The organism is Enterococcus sp. DIV0170 (assembly GCF_051710765.1).
Classification (GTDB): Bacteria; Bacillota; Bacilli; order Lactobacillales; family Enterococcaceae; genus Enterococcus_A; species Enterococcus_A raffinosus.
In genome coordinates, this window is the sequence record NZ_JBIOLG010000001.1 from 2,212,843 (window position 1) to 2,228,643 (window position 15,801).

Below are 15,801 nucleotides of genomic sequence, written 5' to 3' on the forward strand. Positions count from 1 at the left end.
TTAGTTGATGTACCCGTCTTCAGCAGGCGCTGGTTGAGGGATCTCTTGGTAATTGTCCGTTCCACCGATCGGGTCTACATTTGCTGCTGCTTCTGCCTGCGCTTCATCTGAAGTAAAACTCAAGCGATAAATCGTCCATTTATCCTTATCAGGACCATATACTGGTTCAAACTGTGCGTAATTCAATGGATTGTAGTCCTCTAATGGACGCTTGCTGATTACGTATTTGATTCCAAGCTTTTCAGCATCTGTGAAATTAAGAGTGACTGTAAAATTATCAGGACGATCTAAACGAAAATCCGTTTTTCCTTTATCAATAAAAGCCCGAACATGCGCATAGCGATTATAGATTTCTTCATTCTTATGCTTTGGATCAATCTTATGCCATAACTTCATATCTGGATAGAAACGAACTGAGTTGATCGTCTTGACTCCCAAGGCTGGAGTAAAATTGTACAGATTATCCTCCGAAAGCCACAATGCATCTGGATCTTCTTTTTTTATCTTGACGATTTCTTCTGCCAGTGTCTTCTTATCAATCGCGCCTGTTCCATGAACGATTGGATTCACTGTAATTCCTGAGACCAAAACTAAGATCGTCATTGCTAGTATAAAGAACTTCTTTAGTTTGAACAATAGCGCAAACATGATTAGCGCAAACATTACTAGGGTCATGAAAATTTCAAAGTTATTGAAATAGAGTCCCATGATAGAAGATGTCACGGAATGGGTAGCTAAAATCATGACTAAACCTAGGAAAATCAGTTTTATCCACCAAGGAATTTTTGTGTACTCCCAGATAAAGTTGATCATCCATAAGGACAAGAGAACCGCACCAAATCCTAAGGTTACTAAACTACGGGTACTGGTAACATAGGTCAGCATTAAAGCCTTCGCAATCCCATGACTATAACCAAAATAAGTCCAGCCGAAAATAAAGCAGCAGAATAAGCCTAATATTGCTCCCATATATTTTTCTTCTTTCCCTCGTTTACAGAAGAAAATAAAGGGGGATAAAAGAACGGTTAACGGAAGAAAATTGAAATATGAAGCAACTTCTCCATTATTTGTTCCATGGAAATTAAAATTATCAAATGGAATCTTCCAGTTCGTTAAAAACAAGAAGAAATCAGAAGGCGGACGTCCCCCACCTTCAGCTTCTCGATGCCCCGGATAAATTGTGTTAAGCGTCGCATCAATCGCCTCTTTTGACGTATTATAAAAATGTAAAAGAACAAACCCGATAATTCCAAGTCCACCAATAATAATCGGTAAGTCCCATGCATCCAACACCAGTTCTTTCCTAAAATGAATCAACGTGCCAAACAACCAAAAAAGAATCAGGTAAGCTAACGGTACCTGATGAGCTGGGTATAGAACTAAAACAAATCCAATCCCATTAATAACGATCAAGCTCATCATCAGTAGCCGCATCAATACATTCCTATGCTTCGCAATATAGTAATGGCTGGCCACCATAATTGCCAAGGTGAAAAACATCAAATCGCCTACGTGCTGCATGAACCACCATTGAATCGAAGGCGAAAAAGTGATCCAAAATGCCCCAAGCAAAGACAAGTATTTGTTTCGTTTCGTTAAGATCATCACCATTTCAAAGCTTAGTAAAAGCATTGCGATGATCTTAAAGCCCCAATAAAAAGACAGTCCGCGTTCCTTTCCTAAAAAGAAAAACCCCCAGTTAAAAGGCTTGCCGATCACCGTTAAATCCTTTACCGGTGAATTGTAGGCAATAATCATGTTTTGCCCTTCTTTGCCATACTGTTTATTCACAACTGGGTAATCACTTTCAGCCTGTGAAAAATAAAAAGGGGTTTGAACCATCCACTCGTCCGAACGAACTTCTCGATTTTCGCCTAATATCACATCAGTTTTCTTATCATCACTACGCTCTGAAACGATCTTATCCCAAGAGCCGATTGAACTTCCATTTAAATTCAATACTACAATTACTATTAAAAAAAGAAGCCCAATTATATAGCGGAAACGAATAATCTGATCCACGAGCCACACAAAAGGATTGGTTCTCGTTCTTTCATCTGGTATTTCCCTCGTTCGCTTTTGTGCCCTTGTGTCCATTTCTTCCTCCTGAGAATAAAAATTTAAATGTCATTTTTCCATAATTGAATTTTCCTGTTAACACCTGTTTGCATCCACGAAGTAATAATTGTCTGCGATAGCTTGAAAAAAATTGTGTTGCATATAAAGAATAATAGCATTTTTCAGCCTGAATAATTGCCTGATAGCGAGAAAAATTCATATGATTTGTATAATCTAAGACAGATAGTTGATGTTGCAGTGTTTGCGAGAGAATTTTTATTTGCTTTTTTTCTATAAAAATCCGCCAGCTCACCCAATGATCCAAATAATCTAAAGGAAACTCTTCGTTATACCCGTCAATTTCTTTTAAAAAGCATTTCCGAAGTGCAGTGGCAGAATTAATCACCATGATATCTCGAGAATATAAATGAGCCTTTTTAGGTAGGTCAGTATGTAATGGCCGCAGGGTATCGCTGCGGACAGGTGATATCTGCTGTTCCCCGTCTTTGATAACTGGAGCTATAGCTACCACGGATGGTGGTTGTTTAGAAGCCTCTTTGACTAATTCTTCTAAATAGGCCTGTGTAAGTATAGTATCTTGATCCAAAGTTAGTAACCATTCGCTAATTGGATCCCCCTGTTTTAGTACATGATTATAAGCCTTTGCCAGACCGACGTTTTGTGAACTGTGATAATAATGAAAACGTTCCTCTAATCCCTGAGGCTTATTTTCTTGTGGACTATTGTCAAAAATTGTCACTTGTTTTATTTCAGGAAAACTATGAGAAGTGAGAAGCTTGTTCAAGCTATTGATCGTTGACGATTCAGAAAACGTCATATTGTATAACACCACCACTATTTCGAACAAACTTCACACCACCTTTTTTATTGTTTTGCTTCCAACTCTAAAAAGCTTGCTAGGGCTTCTTGCCACGTTGGAATCTCAAATCCTAATGCCTTCGCTTTGCTCAAATCCATAATAGAATACTGTGGACGTGTTGCCTTCTGCGGATACTCCTCAGAAGTAACAGGTGCTACTTCTACATCTGTATCTTTTAAGATTTCTTTGGCAAATTCATACCAAGAACAACTGTTTTCATTAGATAAATGATACACACCATATGGTGCCTTTTCTTCAACTACAAAAGTCATAAATTCAGCTAAGGTCCGAGTCCAAGTAGGACGTCCGAATTGATCATTTACAACAGTTAATCGATCATGTGTTTTAGCTAAATTTTGCATCGTGTAGATGAAGTTGTGTCCATAAATACCAAATACCCAAGAAGTACGAATGATATAGTAATCCTCCATGATTTCTTGAACAGCCTGTTCTCCTAAAAGCTTAGTTCGGCCATATTCACTCAATGGATTGGTTGCATCGTCTACTTGATACATCCCCTCTTTTTTCTTTCCATCAAAAACGTAATCCGTACTAATATAGATCAGCGTTGAGCCGGCAGTTTTGGCTGCTTCAGCAACATTTCGCGTACCTTCCACATTGATTTTTTCATCAAGCTCTTTGCCTTCATCTTCCGCTTTATCAACGGCAGTGTATGCCGCACAATGATAGATGATTTCTGGCTTCATCTCAGTAATAAAGCTATATGTCGCTTCTTTATCAGTAATGTCCAGTTGATCCGCGTCTGTTGAAACGTACTCGATTTTCTTTTCGTCTAACAAATGACGAAGCTCAGTTCCTAATTGTCCATGTCCACCTGTAAGTAAGATCATTTCTATCGACTCCTTGTAAATTATTTAATTGATTCCTTAAAAACAGAACTGACAGCTTGTTCTATTTTAGGTATTGATTTTTCTAAAAACAAAAAGATCAGTCTTATCCTCACTGTCATACTGCTAAACCGTTTCTTTGCAAAGCATAACTGACAAAAAGGCAGGTTGCACCTGCCTCATTTAATTGGTATTATTGGCCATTTTTCGCGTAGTTGCTTTCAACAGCTTCTTTTTCAGCACGCCACCAAGCTTCATTTTCCGTGTACCACTTAATGGTATCTTTCAGACCTGAACGGAAGTTGGTAAACTCTGGCTTCCAGCCCAATTCCTCCCGCAGCTTCGTAGAATCAATCGCATAACGCAAATCGTGTCCTGCGCGATCCTTTACATGATCATAGGCATCTTTTGGTTGGCCCATTTCTTCTAAAATAAGCTCCATTACGGTCTTATTGTCTTCTTCGCCATCGGCCCCGATCAAGTACGTTTCTCCGATTTTTCCTTTAGTCAGGATTAACCAAACTGCTGAGGAATGATCGTTAGTATGGATCCAGTCACGTACATTTTTTCCGTCACCATAAAGTTTTGGTCGAATTCCGCTCAAAACGTTGGTGATCTGACGTGGAATAAATTTTTCAATATGTTGATAAGGACCATAATTATTGGAACAATTTGAAATAGTCGCTTGCAGACCAAATGAACGGACCCACGCTTTGACTAGTAAATCAGAACCTGCTTTCGTCGATGAGTATGGGCTTGAAGGATTATAAGGCGTTTCAGCCGTGAATTTCTCGCCCGCTCCTTCACCATGACCAGGTAAATCTTCTCTTAAAGGAAGATCGCCATACACCTCATCTGTTGAAACATGGTGGTAACGAACATTGTTTTTACGACAGGCTTCAATCAATGTATAAGTACCAATAATGTTCGTTTGAACGAATGGAAATGGGTCTTTTAATGAGTTATCGTTATGAGATTCCGCCGCGTAATGAACAACAGCATCTGTAGTTTGCACTAAACGATCCACTAGTTCTGCATCAGCAATATCACCGACAACTAATTCTACCCGATCCTTTGGCAGACCAGCCAAATTTTCTTTGTTCCCTGCATAAGTCAGCTTATCTAAAACTGTTACATGAACTTCTGGATGATTGTTTACAACATAATGTACGAAGTTCGATCCGATAAATCCTGCTCCGCCTGTTACGATAATATTTTTCATCTGTATGTTACTCCTATTTGATATTAAAATACTCATTTCCCACTATCGGAAAATGGATTTGATTTTCAACACGTTTCTTGCCCTTTTTCTATAAAGACTGTTCTTAAATTTCACCATATACAAAAGGATTTTCAGACTCAAATTCCTTTAAGGTCGGTTGTTTCGCATCTTTTTCTGAGGTAATAGCTTTTTCAATGTCAATTGGCCAATCAATGGCTAGATCTGGATCAGCGAATGAAATCCCGCCATCTGCTTCTGCATCATAGTAATTATCACATTTATACATAAAGTTAACATTCGGTGTTAATGTTACAAAGCCATGAGCAAACCCGCGAGGAACCAGTAATTGACGATGGTTGTGCTCTGAAAGGATGTAGCCCTCCCATTTCCCATAAGTTGGACTTCCTTTACGAATATCCACGATCACATCAAGTACCGCTCCTGTTACTACACGAATCAGTTTAGTTTGCGCTGATTTGCCTTTTTGAAAATGCAACCCACGCAGGACGCCTGGTTGTGTCGATAGTGAGTGATTGTCTTGAATGAAATCAAAATCAATGCCTGCGGCTTTGAAATCCTCAACTGAATAACTTTCAGTGAAGAAACCGCGATGATCACCAAACACAGCCGGTTCAATGATTTTAACATCTGTTAAATTTGTTTCAGTTACTTTAATTTTTCCCATGTCTATTCCTCTTCTGCTAAACGTAGTAAATATTGACCATATTGATTTTTCTTCAAAGGTTGAGCTAGTTCAACTAATTGTTCTTTCGTGATGTAGCCCATGCGATAAGAAATTTCTTCTAAACAAGCTACCTTCAAGTTTTGACGCTTTTCGATCGTCGAAATAAAGGTAGAAGCCTCTAATAGAGATTCATGCGTTCCAGTGTCTAACCATGCAAAACCACGGCTCATCACCTCTACTGATAACTTATTTCGTTTCAAGTACTCTTTATTTACATCTGTGATTTCCAATTCACCACGTTCGGATGGTTGAATGTTTTTCGCAATCTCAACTACGTCATTATCATAAAAATACAAACCAGTGACTGCATAATGCGATTTTGGTTTTTCAGGTTTTTCTTCAATAGAAACTGCCTGCATGTCATCATCGAATTCTACCACACCAAAACGTTCTGGATCATTCACATGATAGCCGAATACTGTTGCGCCTTCAGTTTTCTTCGCTGCCCGCTGCAGCATGCGTGAAAGGCCATCGCCGTAGTAAATATTATCGCCTAACACAAGGCAGACACTATCGTCACCAATGAATTCTTCACCGATAATAAACGCTTGAGCCAAGCCGTCCGGACTTTCTTGCACTGCATACTCGATATGGATTCCTAATTCATGGCCATCACCAAAAAGATTTTCAAACCGTGGTGTGTCCTGTGGTGTTGAGATAATCAAAATTTCATTGATTCCCGCCAACATCAATGTAGACATTGGATAGTAGATCATTGGTTTGTCATAAACTGGCATTAATTGTTTCGAAGTTGCTTTGGTTAGAGGGTATAAACGAGTACCGCTGCCCCCTGCTAGAATGATTCCTTTCATACTTACGCTCCTTTTTTTTACATACGAACACATTATACCTGATGTTGGGTACTAGAAAAATCGTTTTGCTACTTTTTTTTAATTTCTTTTATTCTTTTTCTAACTAATTGCAAGGCATTCCAACGCCATTTGAATTGTTGGATCCGAGAAGCAGTTGTTTTAATCTCTGAGGCATTCAAGCCATGACGACGATAATAAACCAATTGCTCTGGAATAAAAACTACACCGTGATAATAATCCGCCAAAAGTCCAATCCACATGTCATGCATGGGAACATCTTCAGGGATCGGCAGGATAATTCCCTTCAATTCTGACCGAAAGGCCATTCCTGCACCAATATAGCTGCTTTTTACGATGTTATGCCAAAAACCAGAATGTGTATGACGCATCGCTTGATAGGAAGGAACCAAAACCTCAAGATCATTATCCACGATAACTAAGTCAGAGATCACGACCGTTGTTTTAGGTTTTTCGAAATAAGGCAATGTTTTTTTCACTTTATCTGCATGCCAAATGTCATCCTGATCGCTTAAAAAAATAATCGGATGGCTGCTTTGCTGGATGGCGTTGGCAAAGTTTGCGATTAATCCTTTCCCATCATTTCGAAAAAGCTTCACTCGGGGATCCTTCGCTTTTAACTCTAATAAAAATTCCCACGTACCATCTGTTGAATGGTCGTCGGAAATAATCAACTCATCATGTTCTGAAAGCTGCGGGAATATGCTGTTCAATTGTTCTTCAATAAAATGGCGACCGTTGTATGTTGCCATACACACAGAGATTCGCATCTTGGACTGCTTTTGCATTCCCTACCTCCAAAATTAAAAGAATTGCCAGCCCCACTTTTGAAAATATTTTCTCATGGACTGTAAAAAAATAAAAAATAGCTTGCGGCTTTTCACTGCCCCGCGTTCATATAAATGAACAACGGAAAATTGTGGGCTATATACCGCTTGATATCCTGCTTGTTCCATTTTTCGACATAAGTCATTATCTTCGAAATACATAAAATAGCGTTCATCAAAGCCATTGATTTCATTAAACTTAACTAGATCTACTACCATGAAACTGCCGGAAATCATTCGGACGAAACTATCTCGATCCTCTGGCAGATCACGACATTCAAACTTTGCTAACCGTTTGGCAAACAGTCTTTTAACAAGTTTAAACGGGATGAAACGCAGCATATAATCAAAAACGTTTAAATGATTGCGTATTAAATATTGGGTCGTGCCATCTTCGTTTAAAATCTTTGGTGCTAAAAGCCCGCACTTTGGTTGTGCCGCCAAATGAATTGCCATCTCTCTTAGATGATTTTCAGAGAGAATAATATCTGGGTTAAAAATAATGCCATACCCAGAAGAACCTAATAAATTAGCATTATGTCCAAAACCAAAGCCCTTATTCTCTTCATAAAAATTGATGGTAATAAACGGATAAGCCAGATACTTCCTCAATCTTTCTCGATACTCTGGTTCTGAGGCATTATCAAAAAGCTTGATTTGGATTGTTTGATCCTCCCCTAAGGTCTCAATCAATGAATCCAAGCTTAGAAAAATTTTGTCACTGTTGTGGGTCACGATGCTGACAGTCACATTAATATCATTCCTATTCATAACGGACGACAACACTCATTTCTTCAAATATTTTTGCAGTACCTGTGAGCGGTACTCTTTATTCCCGAAAAAGCGGAAACTCTTCGTAATAAAGCTGTATTTTTCACTAATTAATCCAATCAGCTCTAGCAAGAAGGTTAAGGCAAAAGTCATAGCAACAATTAAAACAATCGTACCTACACGACTAGTATAATTCAACAGTAACGCGGAGAATGAGAACAACACGGCGATAGCATAAATCGTTAGAACTGCACCACGATGAGTAAAGCCTAGATTTAATAACCGATGATGCAGGTGCTGCTTGTCTGCAACAGAAATAGGCATATTTTTCGCTTTCCGTCGAACCATAGCAAAGAACGTATCCGTTACTGGTACACCTAAAATTACCAATGGCGTAATCAAGGAGATGAACGTTACATTTTTCAATCCTTGCAAAGTCAGTACAGACATCATAAAGCCTAAAAACAATGCGCCAGTATCCCCTAAATAAATCTTAGCAGGATGAAAATTATATGGAAAGAAGCCCATGATACTGGCAACTAAACAAAAAATAGCTAAGGAAATATAGACAGTGGATGAATGAAGGAAAAAGTAACCGATCACACCAATCGTTGTCAAACTTATAATAGATACACCTGAAGCCAAACCATCTAAACCATCAATCAAATTCAACGCATTCGTAATGCCGAAAATCCAAAAAATAGTCGCTGGTAAACTTAGCCAGTCTAAATTGATTCGCCCAAATAACGGTGCAGTGAAGAAATCAAAACGAATTTCTGCAACGTAATAAATGACTAACGCGGCCAGTAAAATGCCAACACTTTTTTGTTTAGGCGACAATTCAAACTTATCATCCAGCAATCCAGTAATGATAATAATTAACCCACCTAATAGAATCTTACTTATATAATCAAATGGAATCGCCTCACGAAACAGAATCAATGATGAAATAGCAAAAGTAATAAAAATTGGCAACCCACCAGCACTAGGCATCGGCACTTGATTCATTCGACGCGCATTCGGATTATCAACCAACCCTGTCTGAACCGAAATTATTTTAAAAATCGGGGTCAAAATCAATGCAATCAAAAAAGTTAAAAAATACTTGATGATTAATCCGAATGATACTAACATATTGCCACCTGCCTTTTTACTAAAAATATTATATAAGATTCCTTGCTCTTTACAAGGTTCTCCTAGAATCTTTCAAAAATCTTGAGATTATTTTTTCTTTTTAATGAAACGATCTTTTAATTTGTTAAACCATTTGTTGACCCGATTTGATCCTTCGGTAACTTCCTGACCCGTATGGTATTCTTCAATCGCCACATTTAACACGCCGCCCAAAATAATGATCGTCGCGGCAAAATTCAGCCAGAACATTAATACAATGAAACTTCCAATGATTTGATAACCAGAAACGCGCTGAGCGAAGGTTTGCGCATAAATGCTGAAACCTTGTGCTAAAACAATCCAACCAACTGTCGCAAAAATAGTTCCAGGAAGTGCATACTTGACTCGTACATGAGCATTCGGAATAACGATATAAAGTCCGCCTAAAATAACTAACAGCCCAATCAAGGTCACTGGCCAGCGTAAAGCTAGAAATGTATCAATAATATCTGGAGAAAAACGTAATAATTGCTGTAACGCATCTAGAATGACCTGTCCAGCACTGAAAAACAGCGCGACGGCGATGATTGCCATCATCAAAACCCCGACGATTCCTACCGATACAATTCGACTGATCACGAAGTTTCCGCGGTCTTCAACACCATAAGCACGATTTAAAGCTGTTTGAAGCGCATTGATTCCTCGACTGGAGGACCACAATGCTGCTAAAACTGAGATCGACAGCATTCCGCCGGAAGTGTTCTCCAGCAGACCCGTAATCGCCGGCTTTAGAAAGCTAAAAACATTTGGGGGAATCGCCTCGCTCAAATAAGGCAAGACTGTTTCTGGTGTAATATTAAAATATGGCAGCAAGTTTCCCACAATGATCAATATTGGAAAAAAGGACAGCAACAAATAATAGGCGACTACCACAGAGCGGTCGCCTATTTCTGTTTCTGCTACATGTTTTTGGATCGATTGGATAAAATCCATTAGTTTTTTATTTTTTTTAATTTTATCTATTGGTCCCATAAAGTCCTCGTCGTTCTAATATGTTCCTTCTTCACCTTGTGAAGTCAAAATTTGTGGCCCTTCTTTCGTGATCGCCAATGTGTGCTCATACTGTGCACACCAGCCGCCATCGCGTGTGTAAGCCGTCCAGCCGTTTGGATCCATCTTCATTTGCCATACACCTGTATTAATCATCGGTTCGATGGTAATAACCATGCCTTCTTTTAGACGAAGGCCTTTTCCGGCAACTCCATAATGAGGGATCGCGGGCTCTTCATGAATGGTTGGCCCAATGCCATGCCCAACAAAATCACGCACAACTGAGAAGCCTTCCCCTTCAGCGTAGGTTTGAATCACATGACCAATATCCCCGATACGATTTCCAATTTGTGCTTGTTCAATCCCTAAGTACATCGCTTTTTTTGTTACATCCATTAGTCGTTGAATTTCAGGCGAAACGTCTCCGACTGCATAAGACCAGCAAGAATCAGACATCGCACCTTTGTATTCCACGCACATATCAACTTTGATCAGATCGCCATTTTTCAATGGTTTCTTTCTTGGAAAACCATGACAAATTTCATCATTGATGCTGCAGCAGGTCGCATATTCATACCCCTCAAAACCAATTTGTGCCGCTACACCACCGTGACTTTCAATAAAGTTTCTAACAAAATTTTCAATATCCATACTAGTAATTCCAGGTTTTATAAAATCCCGTAGATGACGATGGACATCAGCCAGCAGTTCGCCTGATTCGTTCATCATTTCTATTTCGCGGGGTGATTTCAATGTAATCATGTTCTCGTCTCCTTATATCTTATCGTTTACTTTTTATCTCTAGTTTTCTTGGTGAAAATATTTTTTATCGTTCATCAAGCATAGTCTGTGAAAAGCTGGACGAACATCCTTTTTCATCTTGTCCATTTTAACATAACCCTATAAAGCGAACAAATGGTTAGAGAGGAGTGATTTCCTTTTGATTTTTATTTTGATATAATGACCATAAATTTAGCTTAAAGCTAAGGATGTCCATTCGACTTTTTGCCGTTCATTAAGTAATTTTTTCAAAAGATGAATACTTGAACGCAAAGGTCGTATGAGCTACGACATTCAAAAATAAGGAGGAAATTTTTTTGACATTAGCAAAAATCGTATATGCCAGCATGACTGGAAATACCGAAGAAATCGCCGACATCGTCGCAGAAGCCTTCGAAAATCTAGATCTTGACGTTGAAATCGATGAATGCACACAAGTCGACGCAGAGGATTTTGAAGATGCGGATATTTGTGTCGTTGCCACATATACCTACGGTGAAGGGGATCTGCCTGATGAAATCGTAGACTTTTATGAAGAACTACAAGAATTAGATCTAAGCGGAAAAATCTTTGGTGTTTGCGGCTCTGGGGATACTTTCTATGATCAATACTGCAAATCCGTTGATGATTTTGATGCTGCCTTCGCAAAAACCGGGGCAACTCGTGGTGCGGACAGCGTGAAAGTTGAGATGGCTGCTGAAGAGGAAGACATTGAAAACTTGGAAGCTTTTGCAAAAAAAATCGTTGAAGCTGCTTCCTAATTAATCGAACAAGATGTGCCAGTAATGTCTGGTGCATCTTTTTTTGAACACATTTTCTTTTACGAAAATCTAAGAAATGCTAAGATGGAACTAACGAAATGGAGGGATTCAAATGGTTTTACCTAATTTTGAGACGCTTTTAAATAAATACGCACATTTGATTACAAAAGTTGGTGTTAACATACAAAAGGATGATACCGTGGTTGTCTATGCCAGCGTAGAACAAGCACCATTGGCCCGTCTAGTGACGAAAGAGGCCTATCAATTAGGCGCTGCAGAAGTCATCGTCCAATGGAATGATGACGAGGTTCAGCGAGAATTTTTAAGTCATGCAGCAGAGGATCGTATCAATGAAGTCCCACCCTACAAGGTTGATGAGGCCAACACTTTTGCCGAAAAGCGCGTGACTCGTATCAGTATTGTTTCTCAAAATCCAGATGCTTTATTAGGGGTTGATACCACCCGTGTCGCAGCCTATCAAGCAGCAAGAGGAAAAGCACTGCAGGCTGTAATGGAGGCAACTCAATCCAATAAATTACGTTGGACTGTCGTAGCGGCTTCAAGTCCAGCTTGGGCAGAAAAAGTATTCCCTGAACTTGCTTCAAGTGCAGAACAAGTTGATAGACTTTGGGAAGAAATTTTCAAAACAACTCGCATCTATACAGACGATCCGGTCAAGGCTTGGGAAGAGCATGACGCAACGATGCGAAAACAAGCAGAACGTTTAAATAAAGAACAGTTCTATGCTCTTCATTACACCGCTCCAGGGACTGATATTGTTATAGGTCTGCCTGAGAACCACGTTTGGGAAGGCGCCGGCAGTTTTGCTGCGGACGGCAATGAGTTTATGGCGAATATGCCAACTGAAGAAGTATTCACCGCACCTGACCGTAATCGTGTTGACGGCTTTATTACCAGCACTAAACCGTTAAGTTACGCCGGAACAACACTAAATGAAATGAAGTTTACATTTAAAGATGGTAAGGTTGTGGAATTTTCTGCTAAAGATGGTACAGATGTTTTAGCCTCCTTACTAGACATTGATGAAGGGGCGAAACATTTAGGTGAAGTTGCCTTGGTCCCTGATCCTTCACCAATCTCTCAATCAGGAATCACGTTCTTCAATACGCTTTTTGATGAAAATGCTTCGAATCATTTAGCTCTTGGTGCTGCTTACCCTTTCAGTGTTGAGGGTGGTACTGAAATGAATAAAACGCAACTTGCCGAGGCCGGTCTAAACAGCAGCCAAACCCATGTTGACTTTATGGTGGGTTCCGCTGAAATGAACATCGACGGTATTCGTAAAGACGGATCAAAAGTTCCAATTTTTAGAAATGGTGATTGGGCCTAATTACAAAAAATCCACTTAGAAATAATTTTCTAAGTGGATTTTTACTACGTTCTCGACTGGAATCGAACCAGCGACCTATCGCTTAGGAGGCGATCGCTCTATCCTACTGAGCTACGAGAACATGCCTATCCTATTGTAGCGATTTTAACTTATTTTATCAAGGTGGCTAACTTAAATTTAAGGAAGCTAAGCTAAAAAAAGGAAAAAAATTGCAAGTCGCCAATTACTAATAGATGAATTTTTCTCAAATAAGAATTCAAAAAAGCGCATATGAACGATACTCCTAAAAAAATAAAAAAAGGAAAAAGACTTATTTTCGTCTTTTCCCTTTTTTGTTTTTGCTTTTTTTCTTTTTGGGTTCACTCTGTCGTGTGGGTTCTTCCGTTAAAAGCTCCCCTCCAAATAAATAGATTGGTGCAAGCTTCACTTCTAGCTTCTTCGCGATTTTTGTTAAATCAGATTTTTCTTGTGGTGTCACCAGAGAAATTACAACACCGCTATTCCCCATTCGACCAACGCGTCCAGCACGATGCAGATAGCTTTCTTCACTTAAAGGAACATCCGCATTGATTACAAATGGCAGTGCTTCAATATCTAAGCCGCGACTTGCCAAATCTGTCGTCAACAGACCTAGTGCCTGATGTTTTTTGAATTGTTCAATCGCATTTTTACGAGATAGCTTTGATTGGTCAGATGCCAAACTTGCGACAGGTAACTCATGATACAATAATTTCTCTTCGGCACTTCCCATGTCATTCAATTGATTGAAGAAAATCATCCCCCAAAAGGCTGGCAGATTTAGTAAACGTCGTAATTGATCGACTTTCTTTCGATCACTAGTTTCTAAATAGAAATGCTGTACAGCCCCTTGACTCTTATCCTCTTTTGAAACATCCACAACAAGTAACTCCGACTCAAATTGATTCAGCTCTTCTAATACAGCATCGGCTGTGGCAGAAAAATACAAATGCTGTGCTTCATTATCACTTGCTTTCAAAATTTTTTGAATGAGCTGAAGGCTCTGTCCTTGAATCAGCTGATCCACTTCATCGAAGACCAAGGTTTGAATGTGAGCTGCCTTAATTTTTTTTGCTGTAATTAATTCCAATACACGTCCAGGTGTACCAATCAATAATTCTGGTTTTTTCTTTAGGGCTTCCTGTTGACGTTTTACGTTTGCTCCGCCAATCAAAGCCTGTACTTTCATCCCAGAACCTGCCAACCACTTGCGTGCAACCTCAACTACCTGCATAGCTAACTCTTGGGAAGAAGTCAGAACTAAAACTTGGCTAGCCTTTCCTGCTTCCAATCGATTAAGTAACGGTAATAAATACGCGAGGGTCTTCCCGCTTCCAGTCGGTGCAATTCCAACAAGATTTTCTCCCTCGCTAATAGGAGCAAAGACTTTTTCTTGGATCAAAGCAGTTTTTTTAAAGCCTGCTTCATCCCAGTTTTTCTTTAAAAATGGTACAAACTCTTGATTATCCATAATTCCCTCTATTTCTTATCAGCATCAAAAACAATGCCTGCACTTTTTCGCATATCATAGATTACTTGGTTCACATTTCGAGCTAATTCCACCCATTCTTCATAATCCGTCCCAAGTTTGCGGTCAGTAGGGTTTAGAATGACCTGCGCAAACACATTAGCTTCTTCAACCATCGGATTTTCTAATTGGTGAACGTTCAGTTTTTCTCTTCGCTGATGATCACGATCATGAAAAACAGCTTCGCTAATCGAATTCACCGCATTCATAACTAACGTTCCATTTGTTAAATAGATTTCTGACTGTTGGAAGCTGTCTCCAATTTTGCCTGTTCGAATCGTCACATCAAAGTTCTCATACCGTAAAATACCGGTGCCCATTCCGTCAACGCCTGTCGAAAGCTTTTGTCCAAAATAAATACTTTCCTTAGGCATTCCGAACCAAGCCAGTGCCGCATAAATCGGATAAACGCCTAAATCAGCTAACGCGCCTCCAGAAAAGTGTGGTGAAAAGATATTCGGTTCTTGTCCATCCAACACTTGATCGTAGCGAGAAGAATACTTCATAAAACTAAAGTCCGCACCGATAATACGATCTTTGTAAGGAAGAAAGTCTGCCACTGTTTTAAAGGATTGCTCATGGATATTACGAGCCGCTTCAAAGAAAAAGACTCTTTTTTGATTTGCTAACTCGATAATTTCATCCATCTCTTGCGGTGTTGAGAAGGCTGGTTTTTCAACGATCACATTTTTTCCTGCAAGGATGCCTTGCTTTGCCTGTTCAAAATGCAGACTGTTTGGTGAGGCAATATACACAGTGTTCAAATGTTCAATGTCAAAGAATGTCTTAAGATCTGTGGCATACTCTACGTCGCCATATTTTTCACCAAATTTTTGCGCCGTTTCAAGTCGGCGTGAATAAACAGCCGCCAATTGATACTGTCCTGTCTCATGCGCAGCTTGAACAAATTGATCCGTGATCCAATTCGTTCCAATAATCCCTAAATTAATCATGCTTGTTTCCTCCCTATTTTTGAGTCTTTCAATTTTCTTGCTTTGAAAAATACGTATACATTTTAC

15 protein-coding genes and 1 tRNA gene are annotated in these 15,801 nt (G+C 39.4%); 2 read left to right on the forward strand and 14 right to left on the reverse strand.

What is annotated here, in order from left to right; all coding sequences use genetic code 11:
• The 11 genes from IGI50_RS10725 to map form a co-directional block, all read right to left on the reverse strand.
• Positions 1-2,097: a DUF7657 domain-containing protein gene (locus tag IGI50_RS10725; RefSeq protein ID WP_438776937.1), complete on the reverse strand. Its 2,097-nt coding sequence runs from the start codon at positions 2,095-2,097 to the stop codon at positions 1-3.
• Positions 2,054-2,926 carry a glycosyltransferase gene (locus IGI50_RS10730; RefSeq protein WP_311855648.1) on the reverse strand — a complete coding sequence of 291 codons (873 nt, stop codon included), beginning with the start codon at positions 2,924-2,926 and terminating at the stop codon, positions 2,054-2,056. The genes IGI50_RS10725 and IGI50_RS10730 overlap by 44 nt, the downstream gene beginning before the upstream one ends.
• 17 nt (positions 2,927-2,943) lie before the next feature.
• Positions 2,944-3,789: a dTDP-4-dehydrorhamnose reductase gene (rfbD, locus tag IGI50_RS10735; RefSeq protein WP_311855647.1), complete on the reverse strand. Its 846-nt coding sequence runs from the start codon at positions 3,787-3,789 to the stop codon at positions 2,944-2,946.
• A gap of 190 nt (positions 3,790-3,979) precedes the next feature.
• A complete protein-coding gene (gene rfbB / locus IGI50_RS10740; protein ID WP_311855646.1) occupies positions 3,980-5,008 on the reverse strand; it encodes a dTDP-glucose 4,6-dehydratase in 1,029 nt (342 codons plus the stop codon).
• A gap of 103 nt (positions 5,009-5,111) precedes the next feature.
• Positions 5,112-5,684 carry a dTDP-4-dehydrorhamnose 3,5-epimerase gene (rfbC, locus tag IGI50_RS10745; protein WP_218257364.1) on the reverse strand — a complete coding sequence of 191 codons (573 nt, stop codon included), beginning with the start codon at positions 5,682-5,684 and terminating at the stop codon, positions 5,112-5,114.
• 11 nt (positions 5,685-5,695) lie between these two features.
• Positions 5,696-6,565 carry a glucose-1-phosphate thymidylyltransferase RfbA gene (gene rfbA, locus IGI50_RS10750; RefSeq protein WP_311855645.1) on the reverse strand — a complete coding sequence of 290 codons (870 nt, stop codon included), beginning with the start codon at positions 6,563-6,565 and terminating at the stop codon, positions 5,696-5,698.
• 68 nt (positions 6,566-6,633) lie between these two features.
• Complete coding sequence (locus tag IGI50_RS10755; RefSeq protein ID WP_311855644.1) at positions 6,634-7,371, reverse strand: glycosyltransferase family 2 protein; 738 nt, start codon at positions 7,369-7,371, stop codon at positions 6,634-6,636.
• Between the two features lie 15 nt (positions 7,372-7,386).
• Complete coding sequence (locus IGI50_RS10760; RefSeq protein ID WP_311855643.1) at positions 7,387-8,181, reverse strand: glycosyltransferase family 2 protein; 795 nt, start codon at positions 8,179-8,181, stop codon at positions 7,387-7,389.
• A gap of 15 nt (positions 8,182-8,196) precedes the next feature.
• A complete protein-coding gene (locus IGI50_RS10765; protein ID WP_010745943.1) occupies positions 8,197-9,315 on the reverse strand; it encodes a glycosyltransferase family 4 protein in 1,119 nt (372 codons plus the stop codon).
• Between the two features lie 87 nt (positions 9,316-9,402).
• Complete coding sequence (locus IGI50_RS10770) at positions 9,403-10,326, reverse strand: YihY/virulence factor BrkB family protein (RefSeq protein WP_010745942.1); 924 nt, start codon at positions 10,324-10,326, stop codon at positions 9,403-9,405.
• 15 nt (positions 10,327-10,341) lie between these two features.
• Positions 10,342-11,106: a type I methionyl aminopeptidase gene (map, locus tag IGI50_RS10775; RefSeq protein ID WP_311855641.1), complete on the reverse strand. Its 765-nt coding sequence runs from the start codon at positions 11,104-11,106 to the stop codon at positions 10,342-10,344.
• 335 nt (positions 11,107-11,441) lie between these two features.
• Here map and IGI50_RS10780 point away from each other — a divergent pair, with 335 nt between their 5' ends.
• A complete protein-coding gene (locus IGI50_RS10780) occupies positions 11,442-11,885 on the forward strand; it encodes a flavodoxin (protein WP_028020300.1) in 444 nt (147 codons plus the stop codon).
• A gap of 112 nt (positions 11,886-11,997) precedes the next feature.
• A complete protein-coding gene (locus tag IGI50_RS10785) occupies positions 11,998-13,236 on the forward strand; it encodes an aminopeptidase (RefSeq protein ID WP_311855640.1) in 1,239 nt (412 codons plus the stop codon).
• A 47-nt stretch (positions 13,237-13,283) separates the two neighbouring features.
• Here the strand turns inward: IGI50_RS10785 and IGI50_RS10790 are convergent.
• From IGI50_RS10790 to IGI50_RS10800, 3 genes are all read right to left on the reverse strand, one after another.
• Positions 13,284-13,357, reverse strand: a tRNA-Arg gene (locus IGI50_RS10790).
• 189 nt (positions 13,358-13,546) lie between these two features.
• Positions 13,547-14,725, reverse strand: coding sequence for a DEAD/DEAH box helicase (locus IGI50_RS10795; protein ID WP_311855639.1), 1,179 nt, complete (start codon positions 14,723-14,725; stop codon positions 13,547-13,549).
• A gap of 8 nt (positions 14,726-14,733) precedes the next feature.
• On the reverse strand, positions 14,734-15,735 hold the full coding sequence (locus tag IGI50_RS10800) for a Gfo/Idh/MocA family protein (protein WP_010745935.1): 1,002 nt from the start codon (positions 15,733-15,735) through the stop codon (positions 14,734-14,736).
• Positions 15,736-15,801 lie beyond the last annotated feature (66 nt).

Coding starts and splice junctions, on each gene's coding strand:
- IGI50_RS10800 (WP_010745935.1), bottom strand. CDS start 15,735: ATGATTAATTTAGGGATTATTGGAACGAATTGGATCACGGATCAATTT.
- IGI50_RS10785 (WP_311855640.1), top strand. CDS start 11,998: ATGGTTTTACCTAATTTTGAGACGCTTTTAAATAAATACGCACATTTG.
- IGI50_RS10760 (WP_311855643.1), bottom strand. CDS start 8,181: ATGAATAGGAATGATATTAATGTGACTGTCAGCATCGTGACCCACAAC.
- rfbB (WP_311855646.1), bottom strand. CDS start 5,008: ATGAAAAATATTATCGTAACAGGCGGAGCAGGATTTATCGGATCGAAC.
- IGI50_RS10755 (WP_311855644.1), bottom strand. CDS start 7,371: ATGCAAAAGCAGTCCAAGATGCGAATCTCTGTGTGTATGGCAACATAC.
- IGI50_RS10765 (WP_010745943.1), bottom strand. CDS start 9,315: ATGTTAGTATCATTCGGATTAATCATCAAGTATTTTTTAACTTTTTTG.
- rfbD (WP_311855647.1), bottom strand. CDS start 3,789: ATGATCTTACTTACAGGTGGACATGGACAATTAGGAACTGAGCTTCGT.
- map (WP_311855641.1), bottom strand. CDS start 11,106: ATGATTACATTGAAATCACCCCGCGAAATAGAAATGATGAACGAATCA.
- IGI50_RS10725 (WP_438776937.1), bottom strand. CDS start 2,097: ATGGACACAAGGGCACAAAAGCGAACGAGGGAAATACCAGATGAAAGA.
- rfbA (WP_311855645.1), bottom strand. CDS start 6,565: ATGAAAGGAATCATTCTAGCAGGGGGCAGCGGTACTCGTTTATACCCT.
- IGI50_RS10795 (WP_311855639.1), bottom strand. CDS start 14,725: ATGGATAATCAAGAGTTTGTACCATTTTTAAAGAAAAACTGGGATGAA.
- IGI50_RS10770 (WP_010745942.1), bottom strand. CDS start 10,326: ATGGGACCAATAGATAAAATTAAAAAAAATAAAAAACTAATGGATTTT.